Origin of the sequence: Trinickia sp. Y13 (genome assembly GCF_029522115.1) — a bacterium.
Lineage (GTDB): Bacteria > Pseudomonadota > Gammaproteobacteria > Burkholderiales > Burkholderiaceae > Trinickia.
Map to the genome: position 1 here is coordinate 602,740 of NZ_JAKWFK010000001.1, position 17,697 is coordinate 620,436.

At 63.9% G+C, this 17,697-nt stretch carries 15 protein-coding genes; 11 read left to right on the top strand and 4 right to left on the bottom strand.

Features of this window, described 5'->3' with window-relative positions:
- Positions 1-40 precede the first annotated feature (40 nt).
- The 8 genes from pgeF to MMB74_RS02665 all read left to right on the top strand — a co-directional run bounded on the left by pgeF (position 41) and on the right by MMB74_RS02665 (position 9,576).
- Entirely contained in the window at positions 41-853 is an 813-nt protein-coding gene (gene pgeF, locus MMB74_RS02630) for a peptidoglycan editing factor PgeF (RefSeq protein WP_277427127.1), read from the top strand.
- Positions 854-1,266: 413 nt separating this feature from the next.
- Positions 1,267-3,123: a class I poly(R)-hydroxyalkanoic acid synthase gene (gene phaC, locus MMB74_RS02635; protein WP_277427128.1), complete on the top strand. Its 1,857-nt coding sequence runs from the start codon at positions 1,267-1,269 to the stop codon at positions 3,121-3,123.
- Positions 3,124-3,210: 87 nt separating this feature from the next.
- A complete protein-coding gene (locus tag MMB74_RS02640) occupies positions 3,211-4,392 on the top strand; it encodes an acetyl-CoA C-acetyltransferase (RefSeq protein WP_277427026.1) in 1,182 nt (393 codons plus the stop codon).
- Positions 4,393-4,491: 99 nt separating this feature from the next.
- A complete protein-coding gene (locus MMB74_RS02645; RefSeq protein ID WP_277427027.1) occupies positions 4,492-5,232 on the top strand; it encodes a 3-ketoacyl-ACP reductase in 741 nt (246 codons plus the stop codon).
- Positions 5,233-5,379: 147 nt separating this feature from the next.
- Positions 5,380-5,949, top strand: coding sequence for a polyhydroxyalkanoate synthesis repressor PhaR (phaR, locus tag MMB74_RS02650; RefSeq protein ID WP_277427028.1), 570 nt, complete (start codon positions 5,380-5,382; stop codon positions 5,947-5,949).
- Between the two features lie 291 nt (positions 5,950-6,240).
- A complete protein-coding gene (gene rimO / locus MMB74_RS02655; protein WP_277427029.1) occupies positions 6,241-7,644 on the top strand; it encodes a 30S ribosomal protein S12 methylthiotransferase RimO in 1,404 nt (467 codons plus the stop codon).
- A gap of 58 nt (positions 7,645-7,702) precedes the next feature.
- The gene (locus tag MMB74_RS02660; RefSeq protein ID WP_277427030.1) at positions 7,703-8,386 is read left to right on the top strand and encodes a hypothetical protein; all 684 of its coding nucleotides are present in this window, start codon (positions 7,703-7,705) and stop codon (positions 8,384-8,386) included.
- 2 nt (positions 8,387-8,388) lie between these two features.
- Positions 8,389-9,576 carry a cystathionine beta-lyase gene (locus tag MMB74_RS02665; protein WP_277427031.1) on the top strand — a complete coding sequence of 396 codons (1,188 nt, stop codon included), beginning with the start codon at positions 8,389-8,391 and terminating at the stop codon, positions 9,574-9,576.
- An 88-nt stretch (positions 9,577-9,664) separates the two neighbouring features.
- Here MMB74_RS02665 and serB read toward each other — a convergent pair whose 3' ends face one another.
- Positions 9,665-10,504 carry a phosphoserine phosphatase SerB gene (serB, locus tag MMB74_RS02670; RefSeq protein ID WP_277427032.1) on the bottom strand — a complete coding sequence of 280 codons (840 nt, stop codon included), beginning with the start codon at positions 10,502-10,504 and terminating at the stop codon, positions 9,665-9,667.
- Between the two features lie 230 nt (positions 10,505-10,734).
- On the opposite strand from serB, the gene MMB74_RS02675 reads away from it, so the two are divergent.
- Positions 10,735-11,295 carry a DUF6013 family protein gene (locus tag MMB74_RS02675; RefSeq protein ID WP_277427129.1) on the top strand — a complete coding sequence of 187 codons (561 nt, stop codon included), beginning with the start codon at positions 10,735-10,737 and terminating at the stop codon, positions 11,293-11,295.
- A gap of 29 nt (positions 11,296-11,324) precedes the next feature.
- Here MMB74_RS02675 and fetB read toward each other — a convergent pair whose 3' ends face one another.
- Both fetB and MMB74_RS02685 read right to left on the bottom strand, forming a co-directional pair.
- Complete coding sequence (gene fetB / locus MMB74_RS02680) at positions 11,325-12,134, bottom strand: iron export ABC transporter permease subunit FetB (RefSeq protein ID WP_277427033.1); 810 nt, start codon at positions 12,132-12,134, stop codon at positions 11,325-11,327.
- Positions 12,131-12,823: an ATP-binding cassette domain-containing protein gene (locus MMB74_RS02685; RefSeq protein WP_277427034.1), complete on the bottom strand. Its 693-nt coding sequence runs from the start codon at positions 12,821-12,823 to the stop codon at positions 12,131-12,133. Before MMB74_RS02685 ends, fetB begins: the two co-directional genes overlap by 4 nt.
- Positions 12,824-13,048: 225 nt before the next feature.
- Between MMB74_RS02685 and MMB74_RS02690 the strand changes: the two genes are divergently transcribed.
- Complete coding sequence (locus tag MMB74_RS02690) at positions 13,049-15,334, top strand: AsmA family protein (protein ID WP_277427035.1); 2,286 nt, start codon at positions 13,049-13,051, stop codon at positions 15,332-15,334.
- Between the two features lie 123 nt (positions 15,335-15,457).
- The gene (locus MMB74_RS02695) at positions 15,458-17,050 is read left to right on the top strand and encodes an ABC-F family ATPase (protein ID WP_277427036.1); all 1,593 of its coding nucleotides are present in this window, start codon (positions 15,458-15,460) and stop codon (positions 17,048-17,050) included.
- A 49-nt stretch (positions 17,051-17,099) separates the two neighbouring features.
- Here MMB74_RS02695 and MMB74_RS02700 read toward each other — a convergent pair whose 3' ends face one another.
- On the bottom strand, positions 17,100-17,666 hold the full coding sequence (locus MMB74_RS02700; protein WP_277427037.1) for a hypothetical protein: 567 nt from the start codon (positions 17,664-17,666) through the stop codon (positions 17,100-17,102).
- Positions 17,667-17,697: the final 31 nt, after the last annotated feature.

Here is a 17,697-nt window from a genome sequence, read left to right on the forward strand (position 1 = left end):
GAACGACCCCATGACTGCGCACGAGGATGACGAAGCCTTGATGACGGAACCTGCCTTGACCGAAGCCGATTGCCTGTACCCGCCTTGGCGCGTTTCGCCGCGGGTGCGTGCGCTCGTCACCACCCGCGCCGGCGGCGTCAGCCTGCCCCCTTACGGCCGCCGCGTGGCGGGGCGCGAAACGTCGGGCGGCTTGAATCTCGGGCTGCATACGGGCGACGATCCCGCGCACGTCCATGAGAACCGCGCGCGCTTGCTTTCGTTCGCGGGCGTGCGCGCCGCCTGGCTCGAGCAAGTGCACGGCGCTACGGTGGTCGATGCCGCGGACGCACCGCTCGATGCCCGCGCCGATGCGAGCGTGACCGCGACCTCGGGCATCGCCTGCGTGGTCATGGTGGCCGATTGCTTACCCGTTTTGCTTTGCGACGGCGAAGGCCGGGCGGTCGGAGCGGCTCACGCGGGATGGCGCGGCCTCGCGGCCGGCATTATCGAGAAGACGGCGCAGCGCGTCGCAGCGCTCGCGCAAGGCGAAGCCGCCGATCTGCACGCTTATCTGGGGCCGGCGATCGGTCCGAACGCGTTCGAAGTGGGCGATGAAGTGCGCGACGCGTTCCTCGCCGCAGCGCAGCCTGCCGAGCGCGATGGCACGGCGCACGCTTTCGTCCCCCATCCGCATGCGCCCGGCAAGCATCGGGCGGATCTCTACGCCCTCGCGCGCCAACGCCTAGCGCGGCTAGGTGTCACGCGCGTGACAGGCGGGCAGGCGTGCACGGTGTCCGAGCCCGAGCGCTTCTACTCGTATCGCCGCGATCGGGTGACGGGACGCATGGCGGCGTTGATTTGGCTTGCGCAGTGAACGGCCCGGTGCGACCCTGCGGCGCACAAGAACGGCGCTGTCGGGCGCCTACGTGAATGCCCAGGTGCGCCTGCCATCGGCTTTGTGATATGGCTCGTACGCCCGGCGGCGCTTGGCTCGCGCGCGATCGATCGACATCGGGAAAACGATAATAAAAAAGCTATCGCGCTGCGGCAAAATCGGTCCAAAGCATTGACACGCCTCGTGGCGGGGAGCAAGAATGACCGCTCGCAAGGGTGAGCGCAGCGAGGGTCGCAAGGGTTCGCCCATGTGCGCTCGGCGCCCGCCTCTCATTCAGTCTTCCTAGACTCACGGCCAAAGCGGGTATGACTGCATCAAAACGTCGATCGACTTCTTCTCACACCGAAACGCCTCAGAGCCGCGAGCAGCAAGCGCAAGCCGGCAATGCGGACATGCAGCGGATGTTCGAGGCATGGATGGGCGCATGGCGTTCGTTCGCCGATCCGAGCAAATGGCCTGCCGCCGCTCAGGCAGCCCAAATGCCGGGGACGGCCCAGCAGGCGGCGAACGGCAGCGCGGGCGCCTCGCCGTTTCCCTTTTCGTTTCCATTTGCCATGCCGCCGATGCCGGCGGGCGGGTTTCCCGCGATGGGATTGCCCGCGATGATGGCCGATGCGCAGCAGGCGCTGGGGGGCATGCATTTGCCCGCAGCGTCGATTCCGCCCGAACGATTGAGCCAGCTGCAGGCCGACTACTCGCGCGATTGCCTCGCGCTCTTGCAGCAGGCGAGCGCGGCCGACAAGCCGCCGCCCGAGCTGCCCGACAGGCGCTTTAGCGCCGACGCCTGGAAAGCGACGCCGGCTTTCGCTTATATAGCGGCGTGGTACTTGCTCAACGCGCGTTATTTGCAGGCGCTCGCCGACGCTCTCGACACCGATGCGAAGACGCGCGAGCGCATTCGTTTCGCCGTGCAGCAGTGGACGGCCGCCGCCTCGCCCAGCAACTTTCTCGCGCTCAATCCCGAGGCGCAGAAGACATTGCTCGAAAGCCATGGCGAGAGCTTGCGGCAAGGGGTGATGAATCTGCTTGCCGACATGCGGCGCGGCAAGATTTCGCAGAGCGACGAATCGCGCTTCATCGTCGGCAAGAACATCGGCTCGACCGAGGGCGCGGTCGTCTACGAAAACGAGTTGATGCAGTTGATCCAGTACAAGCCGCGCACGCCGAGCGTGTTCGAGCGGCCGCTGCTGATGGTCCCGCCATGCATCAACAAGTTTTACATTCTCGATTTGCAGCCCGAAAGCTCGTTCGTCGCGCATGCGCTCGAATGCGGCCATCAAGTGTTCATGATCTCGTGGCGCAACGTCGACGCATCGCTCGCCGGCAAGACCTGGGACGATTACATGACCGACGGCGTGCTGGCCGCGATCGATGCGGTCAAGCGCATCAGCGGGCGCGAGCAAATCAATACGTTCGGCTTTTGCATCGGCGGCACGATGATCGCGACGGCGCTCGCGGTGTTGGCGGCGCGTGGCGAGCATCCGGCCGCATCGATGACGCTGCTCACCGCGATGCTCGATTTCTCCGATACGGGCGTGCTCGACGTCTTCGTCGACGAACCCCACGTGCGCATGCGCGAGCAGGCGATCGGCGGCCTGAACGGCGCGCCGCCGGGACTCATGCGCGGCGTGGAATTCGCGAACGCATTCTCGTTTTTGCGGCCTAACGATTTGGTCTGGAACTACGTCGTCGACAACTATCTCAAAGGCCGCACGCCCGCTCCGTTCGACTTGCTGTATTGGAACAGCGATTCGACGAACCTGCCCGGGCCGATGTATGTCTGGTACCTGCGCAACACGTACCTCGAGAACCGTTTGCGCGAGCCCGGCGCCGTCACGGTGTGCGGCGAGGCGCTCGATTTGTCGCGCATCGACGTGCCGACCTTCATCTACGGCTCGCGTGACGACCACATCGTGCCGTGGCGCACCGCGTATGCTTCGGCGCCTTTGCTGACGGGGCCGCAGCGTTTCGTGCTCGGCGCTTCGGGACATATCGCAGGCGTCATCAACCCGCCGGCCAAGGGCAAGCGCAGCTTCTGGTGTCACGAGGGCAACGAAAGGGCGCTGCCCGAGAACCCGGACGATTGGTTCGAGGGCGCGGTCGAAAAGCCCGGCAGCTGGTGGCCGGAATGGGTGGCGTGGCTCGACCAGTACGGCGGCAAGAAAGTGAAGGCTCGCGCGCAGCTCGGATCGGCCGAATATCCGGTCATCGAGCCGGCGCCCGGGCGGTATGTATTGGAGCGTGATTGATCCGGCGATCGATCGGGGACGTTCGAAGGTTTTTAACTACGATGCGTGGCCTTATGGGTTAAGGCCGCCTCATGCAAGGAGTCTCAAATGACTGACGTAGTGATCGTATCGGCTGCTCGCACCGCGGTCGGCAAGTTCGGCGGTTCGCTCGCGAAAATTGCCGCGCCAGAGTTGGGCGCGGCCGTCGTGCGCGCGGTGCTCGAGCGCGCGGGCGTCAAGCCCGAGCAAGTAAGCGAAGTCATCCTGGGGCAAGTGCTCGCGGCCGGCTCGGGCCAGAATCCGGCGCGTCAAGCCCTGATCAAGGCGGGTTTGCCGAGCGCGGTGCCTGCCATGACCATCAACAAGGTGTGCGGTTCGGGCTTGAAAGCCGTGATGCTGGCGGCGAATGCCGTCATCGCGGGCGATGCCGACATCGTCGTCGCGGGCGGCCAGGAAAACATGAGCGCGGCGCCGCACGTGCTGCCGGGCTCGCGCGACGGCTTCCGCATGGGCGACGCCAAGCTCGTCGACACGATGATCGTCGACGGCTTGTGGGACGTCTACAACCAGTACCACATGGGCGTCACGGCGGAGAACGTGGCCAAGGAATACGGCATCACGCGCGAAGAGCAGGACAAGTTCGCGGCCCTGTCGCAGAACAAGGCCGAGGCGGCGCAGAAGGCAGGGCGCTTCGACGATGAAATCGTCCCGATCGAGATTCCGCAGCGTAAAGGCGAGCCGCTGCGCTTTGCCTCCGACGAATTCGTTCGCCACGGCGTGACGGCCGAGTCGCTCGCAGGCTTGAAGCCGGCGTTTTCGAAGGAAGGCACGGTCACGGCGGCCAACGCATCGGGCCTGAACGACGGCGCCGCCGCCGTGCTCGTCATGTCCGCCAAGAAAGCCGAGGCGTTGGGCTTGACGCCGCTTGCGCGGATCAAGGCGTACGCGAGCGCCGGCGTGGACCCCAAAGTCATGGGCATGGGTCCGGTGCCGGCCTCGCGCCGTTGCCTCGAGCGCGCGGGGTGGTCCGTGGGCGACCTCGATCTGATGGAGATCAACGAAGCGTTCGCGGCTCAGGCGCTGGCCGTCCACAAGCAAATGGGCTGGGACACGTCCAAGATCAACGTGAACGGCGGCGCAATCGCGATCGGCCATCCGATCGGCGCCTCGGGTTGCCGCATTCTCGTGACGCTGCTGCATGAGATGCAAAAGCGCGATGCGAAGCGTGGCTTGGCCTCGCTTTGCATTGGCGGGGGGATGGGCGTAGCGCTGGCCGTCGAGCGCGTCTAAGAGCGCGCAAGCGTCGCCGCTTGGGCCGAGGGGCCACGGCGACAAACACGAGGGGCGCCGCGAGGCGCCCCGCGAAAAATCAGGAATGGAGCGTGATTCATGACACAGCGTATTGCGTACGTAACGGGCGGTATGGGCGGCATCGGCACCAGTATTTGCCAGCGCCTGCATAAGCAGGGCTTCAAGGTGGTCGCCGGCTGCGGGCCCAATTCGCCGCGGCGCGTCACTTGGCTCGAGCAACAGAAAGCGCTCGGCTACGATTTCATCGCCTCCGAAGGCAACGTCGGCGATTGGGAATCCACGAAGGACGCGTTCGACAAGGTCAAGGCCGAAGTCGGCGAAATCGACGTGCTCGTCAACAACGCCGGCATCACGCGCGACGTCGTGTTCCGCAAAATGACGCATGAGGATTGGACGGCCGTCATCGATACGAACTTGACGAGCTTGTTCAACGTCACCAAGCAAGTGATCGACGGCATGGTCGAGCGCGGTTTCGGCCGCGTCATCAACATCTCGTCGGTGAACGGCCAAAAGGGTCAGTTCGGCCAAACGAACTATTCCACGGCCAAGGCCGGTATCCACGGTTTCACCATGGCGCTGGCGCAGGAAGTGGCAACCAAGGGCGTGACGGTGAACACGGTGTCGCCGGGCTACATCGGCACGGACATGGTCAAATCGATCCGCGCGGATGTGCTCGAGAAGATCATCGCCACGATCCCGGTTCGGCGTCTAGGCTCGCCCGACGAAATCGCGTCGATCGTCGCGTGGCTGGCGTCGGACGAATCGGGGTTCGCCACGGGAGCCGACTTCTCGCTGAACGGCGGCTTGCATATGGGCTAAAGCGTACGCGCCGGCGGCGATTCGGACGGCTGCCGGCGCAAAACGCGTTAAAGTGTATGGGTTTCGGGGGTCCGGTTCGCTGCGGGAGACGCGGTGGGCTTAAGGAGCGCCGTTATTGCGCTGCGTTGCGTTCATAAAAGGCATTTCATGTCGACTACAAAGAAAACAGCCGAGCGATTCATCAAAAAGTATCCGAACCGTCGGCTTTACGACACGGAGACGAGCACCTACATCACGCTGAGCGACGTCAAGCAGCTCGTGCTCGATCAGGAGGACTTCAAGGTCATCGATGCGAAGACCAACGAGGACCTGACGCGCAGCATCTTGCTGCAAATCATCCTCGAAGAAGAGAGCGGCGGAATGCCGATGTTCTCCTCGTCCATGCTCTCGCAGATCATCCGTTTCTACGGTCACGCGATGCAAGGCATGATGGGCACCTACTTGGAAAAGAACATTCAAGCGTTCATCGAGATTCAGAACAAGTTGGCCGAGCAGTCGAAGAATCTCTACGAAGGCAATGCGCTCAACCCCGAGGTCTGGTCGCAGTTCATGAACATGCAAGCGCCGATGATGCAAGGCATGATGACGAGCTACATCGAGCAATCGAAAAACATGTTCGTGCAAATGCAAGAGCAGATGCAGAACCAGGCCAAGACGATGTTCAGTTCGTTCACGTTCAACAAACCTGGCCCGGGTTCCGAGCCGGAGAAGAAGTAGTGCTGGAGTGCGTCGCTGCGGCGCGAATCCGCAACGCGCGTGCGGGCCGCGGACCGATGCTGTATCTGGGGTGAGCCGTCCTTGCATCGGCAAAGGGCGGTCGTCATTGGGGCTTCGTCGTAAAACGGCTGATCGGGAAGGTGCGTCCCGCTAGGCTCGGGCAGCGATCGTGCAGCCGGGCCGGGCCTCGCGGTACAATACGCGGCTATTTTGGGCGTCGTGTGTCAGCGTCGGTGTCGGTGCCGTTCGCGCGATCTGTCCCGTAGTCGTCGCCATTGCCCGGATCACCTCATGCCGCACACGCCCGCTTCCCCCGCCTCGACCGCCGCACCTCAGCCGGCCGCACCTAAGGTCGGCTTCGTATCCCTCGGCTGCCCGAAGGCGCTGGTCGATTCCGAGCAAATCATCACGCAACTGCGCGCCGAGGGCTACGCGATCTCGGGCACCTACGACGGCGCCGATCTCGTCGTCGTCAATACCTGCGGTTTCATCGATGAAGCGGTCCAGGAGAGCTTGGACGCCATCGGCGAGGCGCTCACCGAAAACGGCAAGGTCATCGTGACGGGCTGCCTCGGCGCGAAGAAGAGCGCGAGCGGCGAGGGGCTCATCGAGCAAGTGCACCCGAAGGTGCTCGCCGTGACGGGGCCGCATGCGGTGGGCGAAGTGATGCAGCACGTGCATAGCCATTTGCCCAAACCTCACGATCCATTCGTCGATCTCGTGCCCGCGGCCGGCATCAAGCTCACGCCGCGCCATTATGCGTACCTGAAGATTTCCGAAGGCTGCAATCATCGCTGCACGTTCTGCATCATCCCGTCGATGCGCGGCGATCTGGTTTCGCGGCCGGTAGCCGAAGTGATGCTCGAGGCCGAGAATTTGTTCAAGTCGGGCGTCAAGGAACTGCTCGTCATTTCTCAAGACACGAGCGCCTATGGCGTCGACGTGAAGTTCCGTACGGGTTTCTGGAACGGGCGGCCGCTCAAGACGCGCATGACCGAACTCGTCGGCGCGTTAGGCGAGCTGGCCGCGCAGTACGATGCTTGGGTGCGGCTGCACTATGTCTATCCGTATCCGCACGTCGATGAAATCATCCCGATGATGGCCGAAGGCGCGCTCAAGGGGCACGTGCTGCCGTATCTGGACGTGCCGTTCCAGCACGCCGATCCCGAAGTGCTCAAGCGCATGAAGCGGCCTGCCAACGCGGAGCGCACGCTCGAGCGCGTCGCCGCTTGGCGCCGCATGTGCCCCGAGTTGACGATCCGCAGCACCTTCATCGCCGGGTTCCCCGGTGAGACGGAAGCTCAATTCGAAACGCTGCTCGAGTTCGTTCGCGCGGCGGAACTCGATCGTGTCGGTTGCTTCGCGTACTCGCCCGTGGAAGGGGCGACCGCCAACGAACTCGACGGTGCGTTGCCCGACGAGGTGCGCGAGGCCCGGCGCGCGCGCTTCATGGAAGTGGCCGAGGAAGTCTCGTCGCGGCGGATGAAACGCAAAGTCGGCAAAACGCTCAAAGTGCTCGTCGACGAAGTCAATGCCGACGGCGGTATCGGCCGGACGGCGGCCGATGCGCCCGAGATCGACGGTGTCGTCTATGTCGCTCCCGCGACAAAGGCGTCCAAGCGCTACAAGGCGGGCGATTTCGTCTCGGTCAGAATCACGGGCGCCGACGGCCACGACCTATGGGGCGAAGTCTGACGGCAGGCGATGGCAGCTGAAGTTGCCGGTGCGAATTTCTAAGCGAGGGTGCGAACGGATGATCGTGTGGTTCGATAGGCAATCTCGAGAACAAAGCGCGGCGCGCAAGCGGGCAGGGTGCGCGATCGCGATGTGGCTCGGGGCGGTGGTGCCGATCGTTCTCGTGCCCGTTCCCTCTTGGGCGCAACGGCCGCCGACTCAGGCGGCCAGCGCCGTCGCGCAGCAGGCCCAGCACGCAGCCGCTTGGGTGGCGCAGCGGCGCTCCGACGCGGCTGCCTGGGTGGGGCAAGGCGCCTCGGATGCCGCGGAAACGGTTTCGAAACAATCGGCCGACGCCGCGGGGGCCATGGCGCAGCAATCCGCCGATGCGGCAGCCGAAACGGTGCCGCGCATGCCTGCTCCGCTGGCACCGAATCCCGAATTCGCACGATTTCCGCGCTACGGCGGGAGGTTGGGCGCCCGCCGCATCGTCTTGCGTCTTGGCAAGAAGACCGACGAACCTTCTGGCGTGCACGGCGAATATCAGTTCGCCGATACGGGCCAGGTCGTGCTCGTCGCCGGCGACCGTGAAGGCGATGTCCTAGAAATCGAAGAATCGACCGACGGCACTTCGATCACCGGCAACTGGGTCGGGCGCTTCGCGGCCGACGGCTCCCTCGCCGGAGAGCGCATGAACCTCGACGATTCCGATCCACAACCGTTCGATCTCCGCCCGCTTGCGGGCCCCTCATCGACACCGTGACCATGACCGACTCCGCTTCCTCTCGCGCACGCCAAACGCGTATCGTGCATCCCGATCTCGAACTCGCTCCTGGTTTCGAGTCGTTCTCGACACCGGTGATGCGCGCCTCGACCGTCGTTTTCCCCGATTTGGCCGCCGTGCGCGGCGCCGATTGGCGCAATGACGCGCAGTGGCGCTACGGGTTGCATGCCACGCCCACTTCGGCTGCGCTCACGCAGCGTCTGGCGCAGATCGAGGGCGGCAAACACGCGCTGCTGCAGCCCTCGGGCCTGGCTGCGATTTCGAATGTGTACTTCGGCATCGTCAAAGCCGGCGACGATGTTTTGATTCCCGATAACGTCTATTCGCCCAATCGCGAGCACGGCAATTGGCTTGCGCATGACTTCGGCCTATCGGTGCGCTACTACGATCCGATGATCGGCGCCGGTATCGCCGACATGATTCGCCCGAATACGCGCCTCATCTGGATCGAGGCGCCGGGGTCGGTGACGATGGAAGTGCCCGATGTACCGGCCATCGCGGCCGCGGCGCGGGCGCGCAACGTCGTGACCGCGATCGACAACACGTACTCGGCCGGCCTTGCGTTCCGGCCGCTCGAGCATGGCGTCGACATCTCCGTGCAAGCGCTCACGAAGTACCAGTCGGGTGGCAGCGACGTGCTGATGGGCGCGACGATCACCGCCAGCGACGAACTTCATCTCGAGCTCAAGCGCGCGCGCATGCGGATGGGAATCGGGGTGTCGGTCGACGATTGTTCGCTCGTCCTGCGCAGCCTGCCGAGCATGAAGGCGCGATTCGAGGCGCACGATCGCAGCGCGCTGGCGCTTGCCCATTGGCTTAAAACGAGGCCGGAAATCGCAGCGGTGTTGCATCCCGCGCTAGAAGATTGCCCAGGCCACGCCTCTTTCATGCGCGATTTTTCGGGCGCGGGAGGGCTGTTTTCCGTCGTGTTCGACGAACGCTACGGCCCTACGCAGATCGATGCCTTCGTCGAGGCGCTCGAACTCTTCGCCATCGGCTGGAGCTGGGGCGGCGCGCATAGCTTGGCGATGCCCTACGACGTGGCGTCGATGCGCTCGGCGTCGCAATGGCCGCATCGCGGCACGCTGGTGCGTTTTTATGTCGGGCTCGAGGAAGAAGCCGATTTGCGCGCCGATATCGAACGCGCCATGGTGGCCGCGCTCGGTTAACACGCCAGCATCGAGCGCGAGCCTCGTTCGCGCTCGGCCTTGGCGTGCATCACGCCATCCTCGGTAGGAAGCGCCAGCGCGCCGACGCTCAAAACAAGCGCAGCAGCCCGTCCAGGCCGACGTGATTGAACGCCACGTTGGCCGCCGCGCGCACGACGGGCTTCGCGCGAAAGGCCACCGAGAGGCCGACCTGCGCCATCATCTCCAAGTCGTTCGAGCCGTCCCCGAGCGCGATCGCGCGAGACGTCGGGATGCCGAGCTTCGCGCAGGTTTCGCGCACGGTCCGCGCTTTGACGCTTGCATTGACGATCTCGCCCGTCACTTTGCCGGTCAGCTTGCCGTCGACGATCTCGAGCGTATTGGCGTGCGCGAAGTCGAGCCCGAGCTGCGCTTTGAGCCGCTCGGTGAAGAACGTGAAGCCGCCTGAAACGAGCAATGTGCTCAAGCCGGCCGCTTTGGCGCCTGCCAGCATCGCTTGCGCGCCGGACGACAAACGCAGCCGCTCCGTGAACACGTGTTCGAGCGCCGAGGCGTCGAGCCCCTTGAGCAGCGCGACTCGGGCGGTCAAGCTTTCGTTGAAGTTCTTGATCTCGCCGCGCATCGACGCTTCCGTGATGGCCGAGACCTCGGCCTTGAGCCCGCAGAAATCGGCTATTTCGTCGATGCATTCGATCGTGATCAGCGTGGAGTCCATGTCCATCGCGATCAACCCAAAATCTTTGAGCGAGCGGCCTGGTGGCACGTAGGCGTAATCGAGCGCGTGGGTCGCGCAGTACGATTCGACGTCGAGCCGTTGCTGCGGGTCTGCGTCGTCGATGCGCACCGCACGGGCGTCGATCGAATGCACTTGGGCGCCGCGAGAGAGCGCGACGAGCGGCTTGACATGGGCGGCCGCGAGCGGCTCGGGGCTTTGTACGACGAGGTTCATGGAAGATGACGATGCGCTGGAGGAAACCGGCCGCCGCCGCGGGCGGAAAATCCGGCTATTGTAGCCGGTCGCGCAGCGCTTTCGACGGAACGCCATAACGATGCCGGGCGCAAGCGGGGCAACTCCCGAGCCGAGAACGCAGTCTTTCGCGCGAGTTGGGATTAGACTGATTGAGCGTCGTTGACGAGTCCACGCGCGCGGCCAAAGCCAAGCGCGCGCCCAGCCAGGAGATGAGCATGAGGGTTCGTTTGAAGCCGGTAGCCGTTTTGGTTTCGGTCGCCGCATGCGCGGCGGCAGGTTTTGTCGTGCCGGCGCAGGCGGCGCCGCCGATTACAGTGACATCGAAGACGCCGGCCGATGGGCCGATTCAGTACACCGTCAAAATCGCTTCGAAGACCTATGGCAACGCGCAGGAGACGCGCACCATCCGCTCGGGCCAAACGGACGATTACACCTGGATGACGGCGCCGCCCGGCGGCGCTGTCGCGGTACCCGAGCGATGTCCGAAGTACAGTTCGTTTTCGCTCGATGCCAACGGTTCCGCGCAGCGAGCGGTGCGCATTCGGCTAGCGCCCATCGTGGCCGAGAACGGCACGGCGAATGTGCAGCTCAGTGTCCAAGCCAGCACGCCGCACGGCAAGACCAATGCGAAAGTGGGCGGCAAGACGATCCAATGCCCCGGCATTCAAACGTTGAGCCAGATCGTGCGCTTTACGATGTCGACGAACGGCAGCGCAAAGACCGTAACGCTCAGCGACGGGTCGCAGGTCACGGTTTCGGCCAAACGCTAGGGCTGGCTGGCGCGCCAGCGTTGGCGCGATCACCGGGCGCGGGTGCGCTCGACGAGCTCCGCCGCGTTGAATCGATGGTCGGCGCTAAATAGCCGCCGATACGTGAACAGTACCGCCGCGACCGTGCCCAAGGCGGACGCGGCGGCGATCAGGAACATGATGACGATCTGATAGCGCACGGCTTGCAGCGGCGACTGCCCGGCGAGCACCTGGCCGGTCATCATGCCCGGCAAGCTGACCACGCCCACCACGGCCATCTGATTCAGCGTCGGTATCATGCCCGCACGAGCTGCTTGGCGCGCGGGGCCGCGTGCGGCCTCCCAGCGTGTGGCGCCCAATGCCAGCGCCATTTCGACGCGATCGCGCCGTGCCGTCAGTTCCTCGGTCATGCGCTCGATCGCAAGCGATACGCCGGTCAGCGTATTGCCCAGGATCATGCCCAATATCGGGATCGCGTATTGCGGTTGGTACCACGGATGAATCCGCATGACGGCGAGGAGGCCGACGGCTGTCACGAGCCACGCGCTGATCCAGATCGATGCGAGGCTGTCGAGCCGTTGCCCGCGATAGGTATGGGCGCCGCGCGCCGCGCCTGCGAAACCGGCGATGACGGTCATGATCGCCATCAGCCCAAGGACCAGATACCAGCGATCGACCGCGAACACCCAGCCCAGCACGTAGCCGATCGCAAGCAATTGCACCACGGTGCGCACCGCGGCCAGTGCCAACTGACGCCCTAGGCCAAGCGAGAGTGCGACGGAAAGCGCGCCATTAACGACGATGAGCAGCGACGCAATGCCGACGTCGGCCAGACTCAGTGTGTGCAAGACCGGGCTCAAGCGAGATTCTCCTGACGCTCGGCGAGACGGCCCGCACAAAGCGTGAGTTGGCGTCGCCCGACACGGGCCGCTTGCGCCGGATCGTGCGAAACCCAGATGCACGCACGCGCTGTGCGATCGGTTGCGAACCAAAGCTCGACGAGCGTTTCGATCGCCAGCACCGTTTCGGGGTCGAGCGAAGCGGTAGGCTCGTCGAGCAGCAACACTTCCGGGTCGAGTTGAAGCACGCGAACGAGCGCGGTCACTTGTGCTTCGCCGCCCGACATCTCGCTCGCTCGCTTATCGAGAAAGTGCGCGCCTCGGCCTGCCGCGCGGGCGAGCCGAGAGGCGCGTTCGCGGTCGAAGCGCGCGTCTCGGTAGGCGTCGAGCGAGTAGGGGTAGCGCAGATTGTCTTCGACCGTGCCGTCGATCAAGGCCGGGCGCTGACGGACGTAGGCGACGCAGCGTCGAAAGCGCGGGATCTCGCGGCGCTCGATCCCGCGCCCGTGCCATAGCACTTCGCCGCCATCGAGCGGATCGAGCAGGGCCAGCGCGCGCAGGAACACGCTTTTGCCGGCGCCGGAAGGGCCCGAGATCACGACGCGCTCGTTTGCGGCGAGCAAAAAATCGGTGTGCGCAAGCAGTGTGCTGGCCGTATGCGCGTCGCGGCGTACGACGCCGCGGGCTTCTAACAGGATGGGAGCGGTCATCGGTCAAGACTCGTCGACAAGACAACGCGGCGCAGGAGGTCTGCCTGCTGGCCGCTGCCGAGCATAGCGCGAGAAACGCGATCGCTGCCGGCGCCCGCGCAGCGGCGAGGTTAGCATGGCGAGCGGCATGAGTATTGCTGCTCGATGGAGTCAGAAGGGCTCGGCACGCCGCAAAAGGCGGCCTGTTACGTTGCGGCTACACGAACACTCATCCCAGAGATCCGCATGGCGCATCCGTCTACCGTCGCTCGCACCACCGGCAAAATCCTGGCCTGGATCGTCGTCGTAGCGCTCGCGCTGTGCGCGGCGGTCGCCGTGTTCGTCGTCACGTTCGACTGGAATCGAGCACGCCCCTGGGTGGACGACAAAGTCTCGCAGGCGATCGGACGGCCCTTCGCCATCAATGGCGATTTGCGCCTGAACTGGCAGCGCCCGGTGAGCGAACACGGTTGGCGCGCCTGGGTGCCCTGGCCGAGATTCTCCGCCTATGACGTGACGGTGGGCAACCCGTCCTGGGCCGCCTCGCCCGCATTCGCCAAGCTGGCGAAGATCAGCTTCGATGTCGAGGTGCTGCCGCTGTTGGGGCGCGTTATCTCGGTCCCCTCGATCGACCTCGTCAATCCGTCGATCGATCTCGAGCGGCTCGAGGACGGACGCGAGAACTGGTCGTTCGATTTGCCCAAGTCGAAAGGGCCCTCGCGCTGGACGTTGCGTCTGGCCGATCTCGGGTTCGCGCAAGCGCACATTGCGTTGTCCGACCAGATCAAGCAAGTGGACATGCACGTCGACGTCGACACGCTTGGCAAACCGCTGCCGATCGGCGATGCGTTGAAACAGCAGGAGAATGCATCGCGCGGGTCGGCCGGCGCAGTCATCGGCCAAAGCGGCGCGCGCCGGCTCGCCGCGCAGGAGCAGAGCGCGGCGAGTGCGGCGAGCACGCCTAGCGCATCGAGCGCTGCCGCCACAGCGGGCACGCTACCGGCTTCGGGCGCTGCGCGGGCGCAAGGCGCTTCACCGGCATCGGCCGAATCGACGGCTTCCGGCGCGACTGCCCGCGGCGGCGCGCCGCTCATCTACACGCTTGCCTGGCAGGCCAAGGGCAACTATCGCAAGACCGACATCTCCGGTTCGGGTAAATTGGGCAACGTGCTAGCGCTGCGCAACGCACAGCGGCCGTTTCCGCTGCAAGCGGATGTGAAAATCGGCGATACGCGCCTTGCGCTCGTCGGCACGCTGACCGACCCGGTGCATCTAGCGGCGCTCGATCTGCGGTTGTGGCTGCAAGGCCAAAGCCTCTCGCATCTTTATTCGATTTTGGGCGTCACGCTACCGCAAACCCCTCCGTATGCAACCGATGGGCATCTCGTCGGGCGCCTGCAAACCGGCGCGAATGTATTCACCTATAGCGGCTTCACGGGCCGCGTCGGCAGCAGCGACATCGAAGGAACGCTGACGTACCAATCGCGTGCGCCGCGTCCGTCGTTGACGGGACACGTGTCGTCGAAACTGCTGCAATTCTCCGATTTGGGTCCGATTATCGGCGCCGACTCCAATGCGAGTAAGGCGCGGCGCGGCGAGGCCGTCAAACAGCCGGCGAATCGGGCGATTCCGGTGGAGCCGTTTCACACGGATCGCTGGAAGGCCATCGATGCCGACGTCGTTTTCAAGGGGCAACGCATCGTCAAGCGTCCCTCGTTGCCGATTACGGACGTCGATGCGCACGTCGTGATGAAGGACGGCGTCCTGTCGTTCCATCCGCTGCGCTTCGGGGTGGCGGGCGGTACGTTGGCATCGGATTTCGATTTGGACGGTGCGAAGGAGCCGCTGCACGCGCGCATGCAGTTATCGGCGCGGCATCTGAAGCTCAAGCAACTGTTCTCGACGCAGAAGCCGATGCAATCGGCGTTGGGCGAAGTCAACGGCGACGCGCAACTGTCGGCGACCGGCAACTCGCCGGCCGCGCTTGCCGCGACCTTGAACGGCGAGGCGAAAGCGCTCGTCACGCAAGGCAAGGTGAGCCTCTTGATCATGGAGGCGGCGGGACTGAACGTCGCCAACGTCGTCTATGAAAAGCTGTTCGGCACGCGCGATATCGACATCAACTGCATGGCGGCCGACTTCGCCGCGACCGATGGCGTACTCGATACGCGCACGTTTGCGCTCGACACGACCGACGCCGTGATCGGCATGAGCGGCAAGATCAATTTGCGCGACGAGACGATGGACCTGACGATCCATCCTCATACGAAAGGGTTTCGCATCATTACGCTGCGCTCGCCGCTGTATGTGAAAGGCACGTTCAAGCATCCGGACGTCGGTGTCAGCAAAACCGCGATCGCGTTGCGGGCCGGCGCGGCGGTCGGGCTCGGGCTGCTCAATCCGCTTGCGGCGTTGATTCCATTGATCGCGCCGAGCCGTTCGGAGCCGACGCCGTGCGCTGCGCTGCTCGCGCAAATGCGCCAACCGCCGCACGCGCCGCCGCCGGGTGCACGGCCGGGGCCGGCGCATTGAGCCTTCCCGCGCACGGGGGCGGGCCGTGTTTGGCCGGCGTGTCGATGGCGCGAGCCGGTGAAGTCGGCGAAAGCTTGCTAAAATACACGGTTTTTCGCCGATCACCATTCAAAGGGACGCGCTGTGCTGTCTACCGCCAATATCACCATGCAATTCGGGCCGAAGCCCTTGTTCGAGAACATCTCGGTCAAGTTCGGCGAAGGTAACCGCTACGGTCTCATCGGCGCGAACGGCTGCGGCAAGTCGACGTTCATGAAGATTCTGGGCGGCGATCTGGAGCCGAGCTCCGGCACGGTCATGCTCGAGCCGAACGTTCGCCTCGGCAAGTTGCGCCAAGACCAATTCGCTTATGAAGACATGCGCGTGCTCGACGTCGTCATGATGGGCCACACGGAAATGTGGGCCGCGATGACCGAGCGCGATGCGATTTATGCGAACTTAGAGGCGACCGACGACGACTACATGCATGCGGCCGAGCTCGAGGCCAAGTTCGCCGAGTACGGCGGCTATACGGCCGAGGCGCGCGCGGGCGAGTTGTTGCTCGGCATCGGCATCGCCATCGAAGATCACAATGGCCCGATGAGCAACATCGCGCCGGGCTGGAAGCTGCGCGTGCTGCTCGCTCAGGCGCTGTTCTCGAACCCCGACGTGCTGTTGCTCGACGAGCCGACCAACAATCTCGACATCAACTCGATCCGCTGGCTGGAAGATATCCTCAACGAGTACAACTCGACGATGATCATCATCTCCCACGACCGGCACTTCCTGAACCAGGTCTGCACGCACATGGCGGACATGGATTACGGCACGCTCAAGATCTACCCGGGCAACTACGACGACTACATGCTCGCGTCGACGCAGGCGCGCGAACGTCAAGCCGCGGCCAACGCGAAGGCCAAGGAGCGCATCTCCGATCTGCAAGATTTCGTGCGCCGCTTCTCGGCGAACAAATCGAAAGCCCGTCAGGCCACGAGCCGCTTGAAGCAAATCGACAAGATCAAGATCGAGGAATTCAAGCCGTCGTCGCGTCAGAACCCCTTCATTCGTTTCGAATACGAAAAGAAGTTGCACAACATCGCCGTGGTGGCCGAGCACATCACGAAGCGCTACGAGCGCACGATCTTCGAGAACTTCGATTTGAGCGTGCAGCCGGGCGAGCGCATTGCGATCATCGGCGAAAACGGAGCGGGCAAAACCACCTTGCTGCGTGCGCTTCACGGCAATTTTGCGCTCGACGGCGGCTCGATCAAATGGGCCGAAAATGCGAATGTCGGTTACATGCCGCAGGACACGTACGAAGAGTTCCCGAACGATGTCACGCTGACGGAGTGGATCGACGATTACCGCAAAGACGGCGACGACGAACAAATGGTGCGCGGCACGTTGGGGCGGTTACTGTTCAACGCCGACGACATCAAGAAGTCCGTCAAGGTCCTCTCGGGCGGCGAGAAAGGGCGGATGATTTGGGGCAAGCTCATGCTGGGCCGACACAACGTGCTGCTCATGGACGAGCCGACGAACCACATGGACATGGAGTCGATCGAGTCGCTGCAGATTGCGCTCGACAAATACGACGGCACGCTTATTTTCGTCTCGCATGACCGCGAATTCGTGAGCGGCCTGGCCAATCGGATCATCGAGGTGCGCACGGACGGCACGTTGTACGACTTCGGCGGCAATTACGAGGAGTTTCTCGCGAGCCAAGGCGTGCAGTAAAAGGGATGTTTGCGGCGATCGATCGTGCCGGAGGCGGGCGAGCCGCTCGTTAGAGCGCGAGCGCGAGACGTTTGGCCGTGTACCGGCGCGCGTGCTGCAGAGAAAGTGCTTTGATATGCCTGAAGTCGCGATGCGCCTGACTCAGCACTTCACGCTCTTCGTCGTCCTTCACTGGAACGAAAGGGTTGCGCGACTGGTGGAATACGGATGTGCCCAGCCGCTCCTCCAGCGCGCCGCCGGGCCCTGTGTTGCCGAAATTGTATAGAGGGTGCCGCTTTGCCGGTTCGCGGCCGACATTCTCCGCGAGCGCGTGTTCCTGCGTGATATGCCCGAACGTTCCGCTGTTGCTGCGGTAATAGACGGTCGGTCGCTGGCCCTCGGCACCGGTGCTGCCAATAATGTTGTGCCGTTGATAGAGTCTCGCCGCATTTGCCTCGATTCGCTCCTTAAGCGCATTCCAGGCACTTTCGGCATTCTCTATCGCGCGTTTGCGCTCGGCGCTGAAACTGTTCCGAAGAAAGAATGTTTTAAATCGCGCCCATCTTCCGCGCGTGCGACCCATCGCGGTGTCGACCTCGTCTTTGAATTCGGCGTATCGCGCTCTGTACGATTTCATCGTTGCGTCCCAGGGTATCGCTGAGATCGAA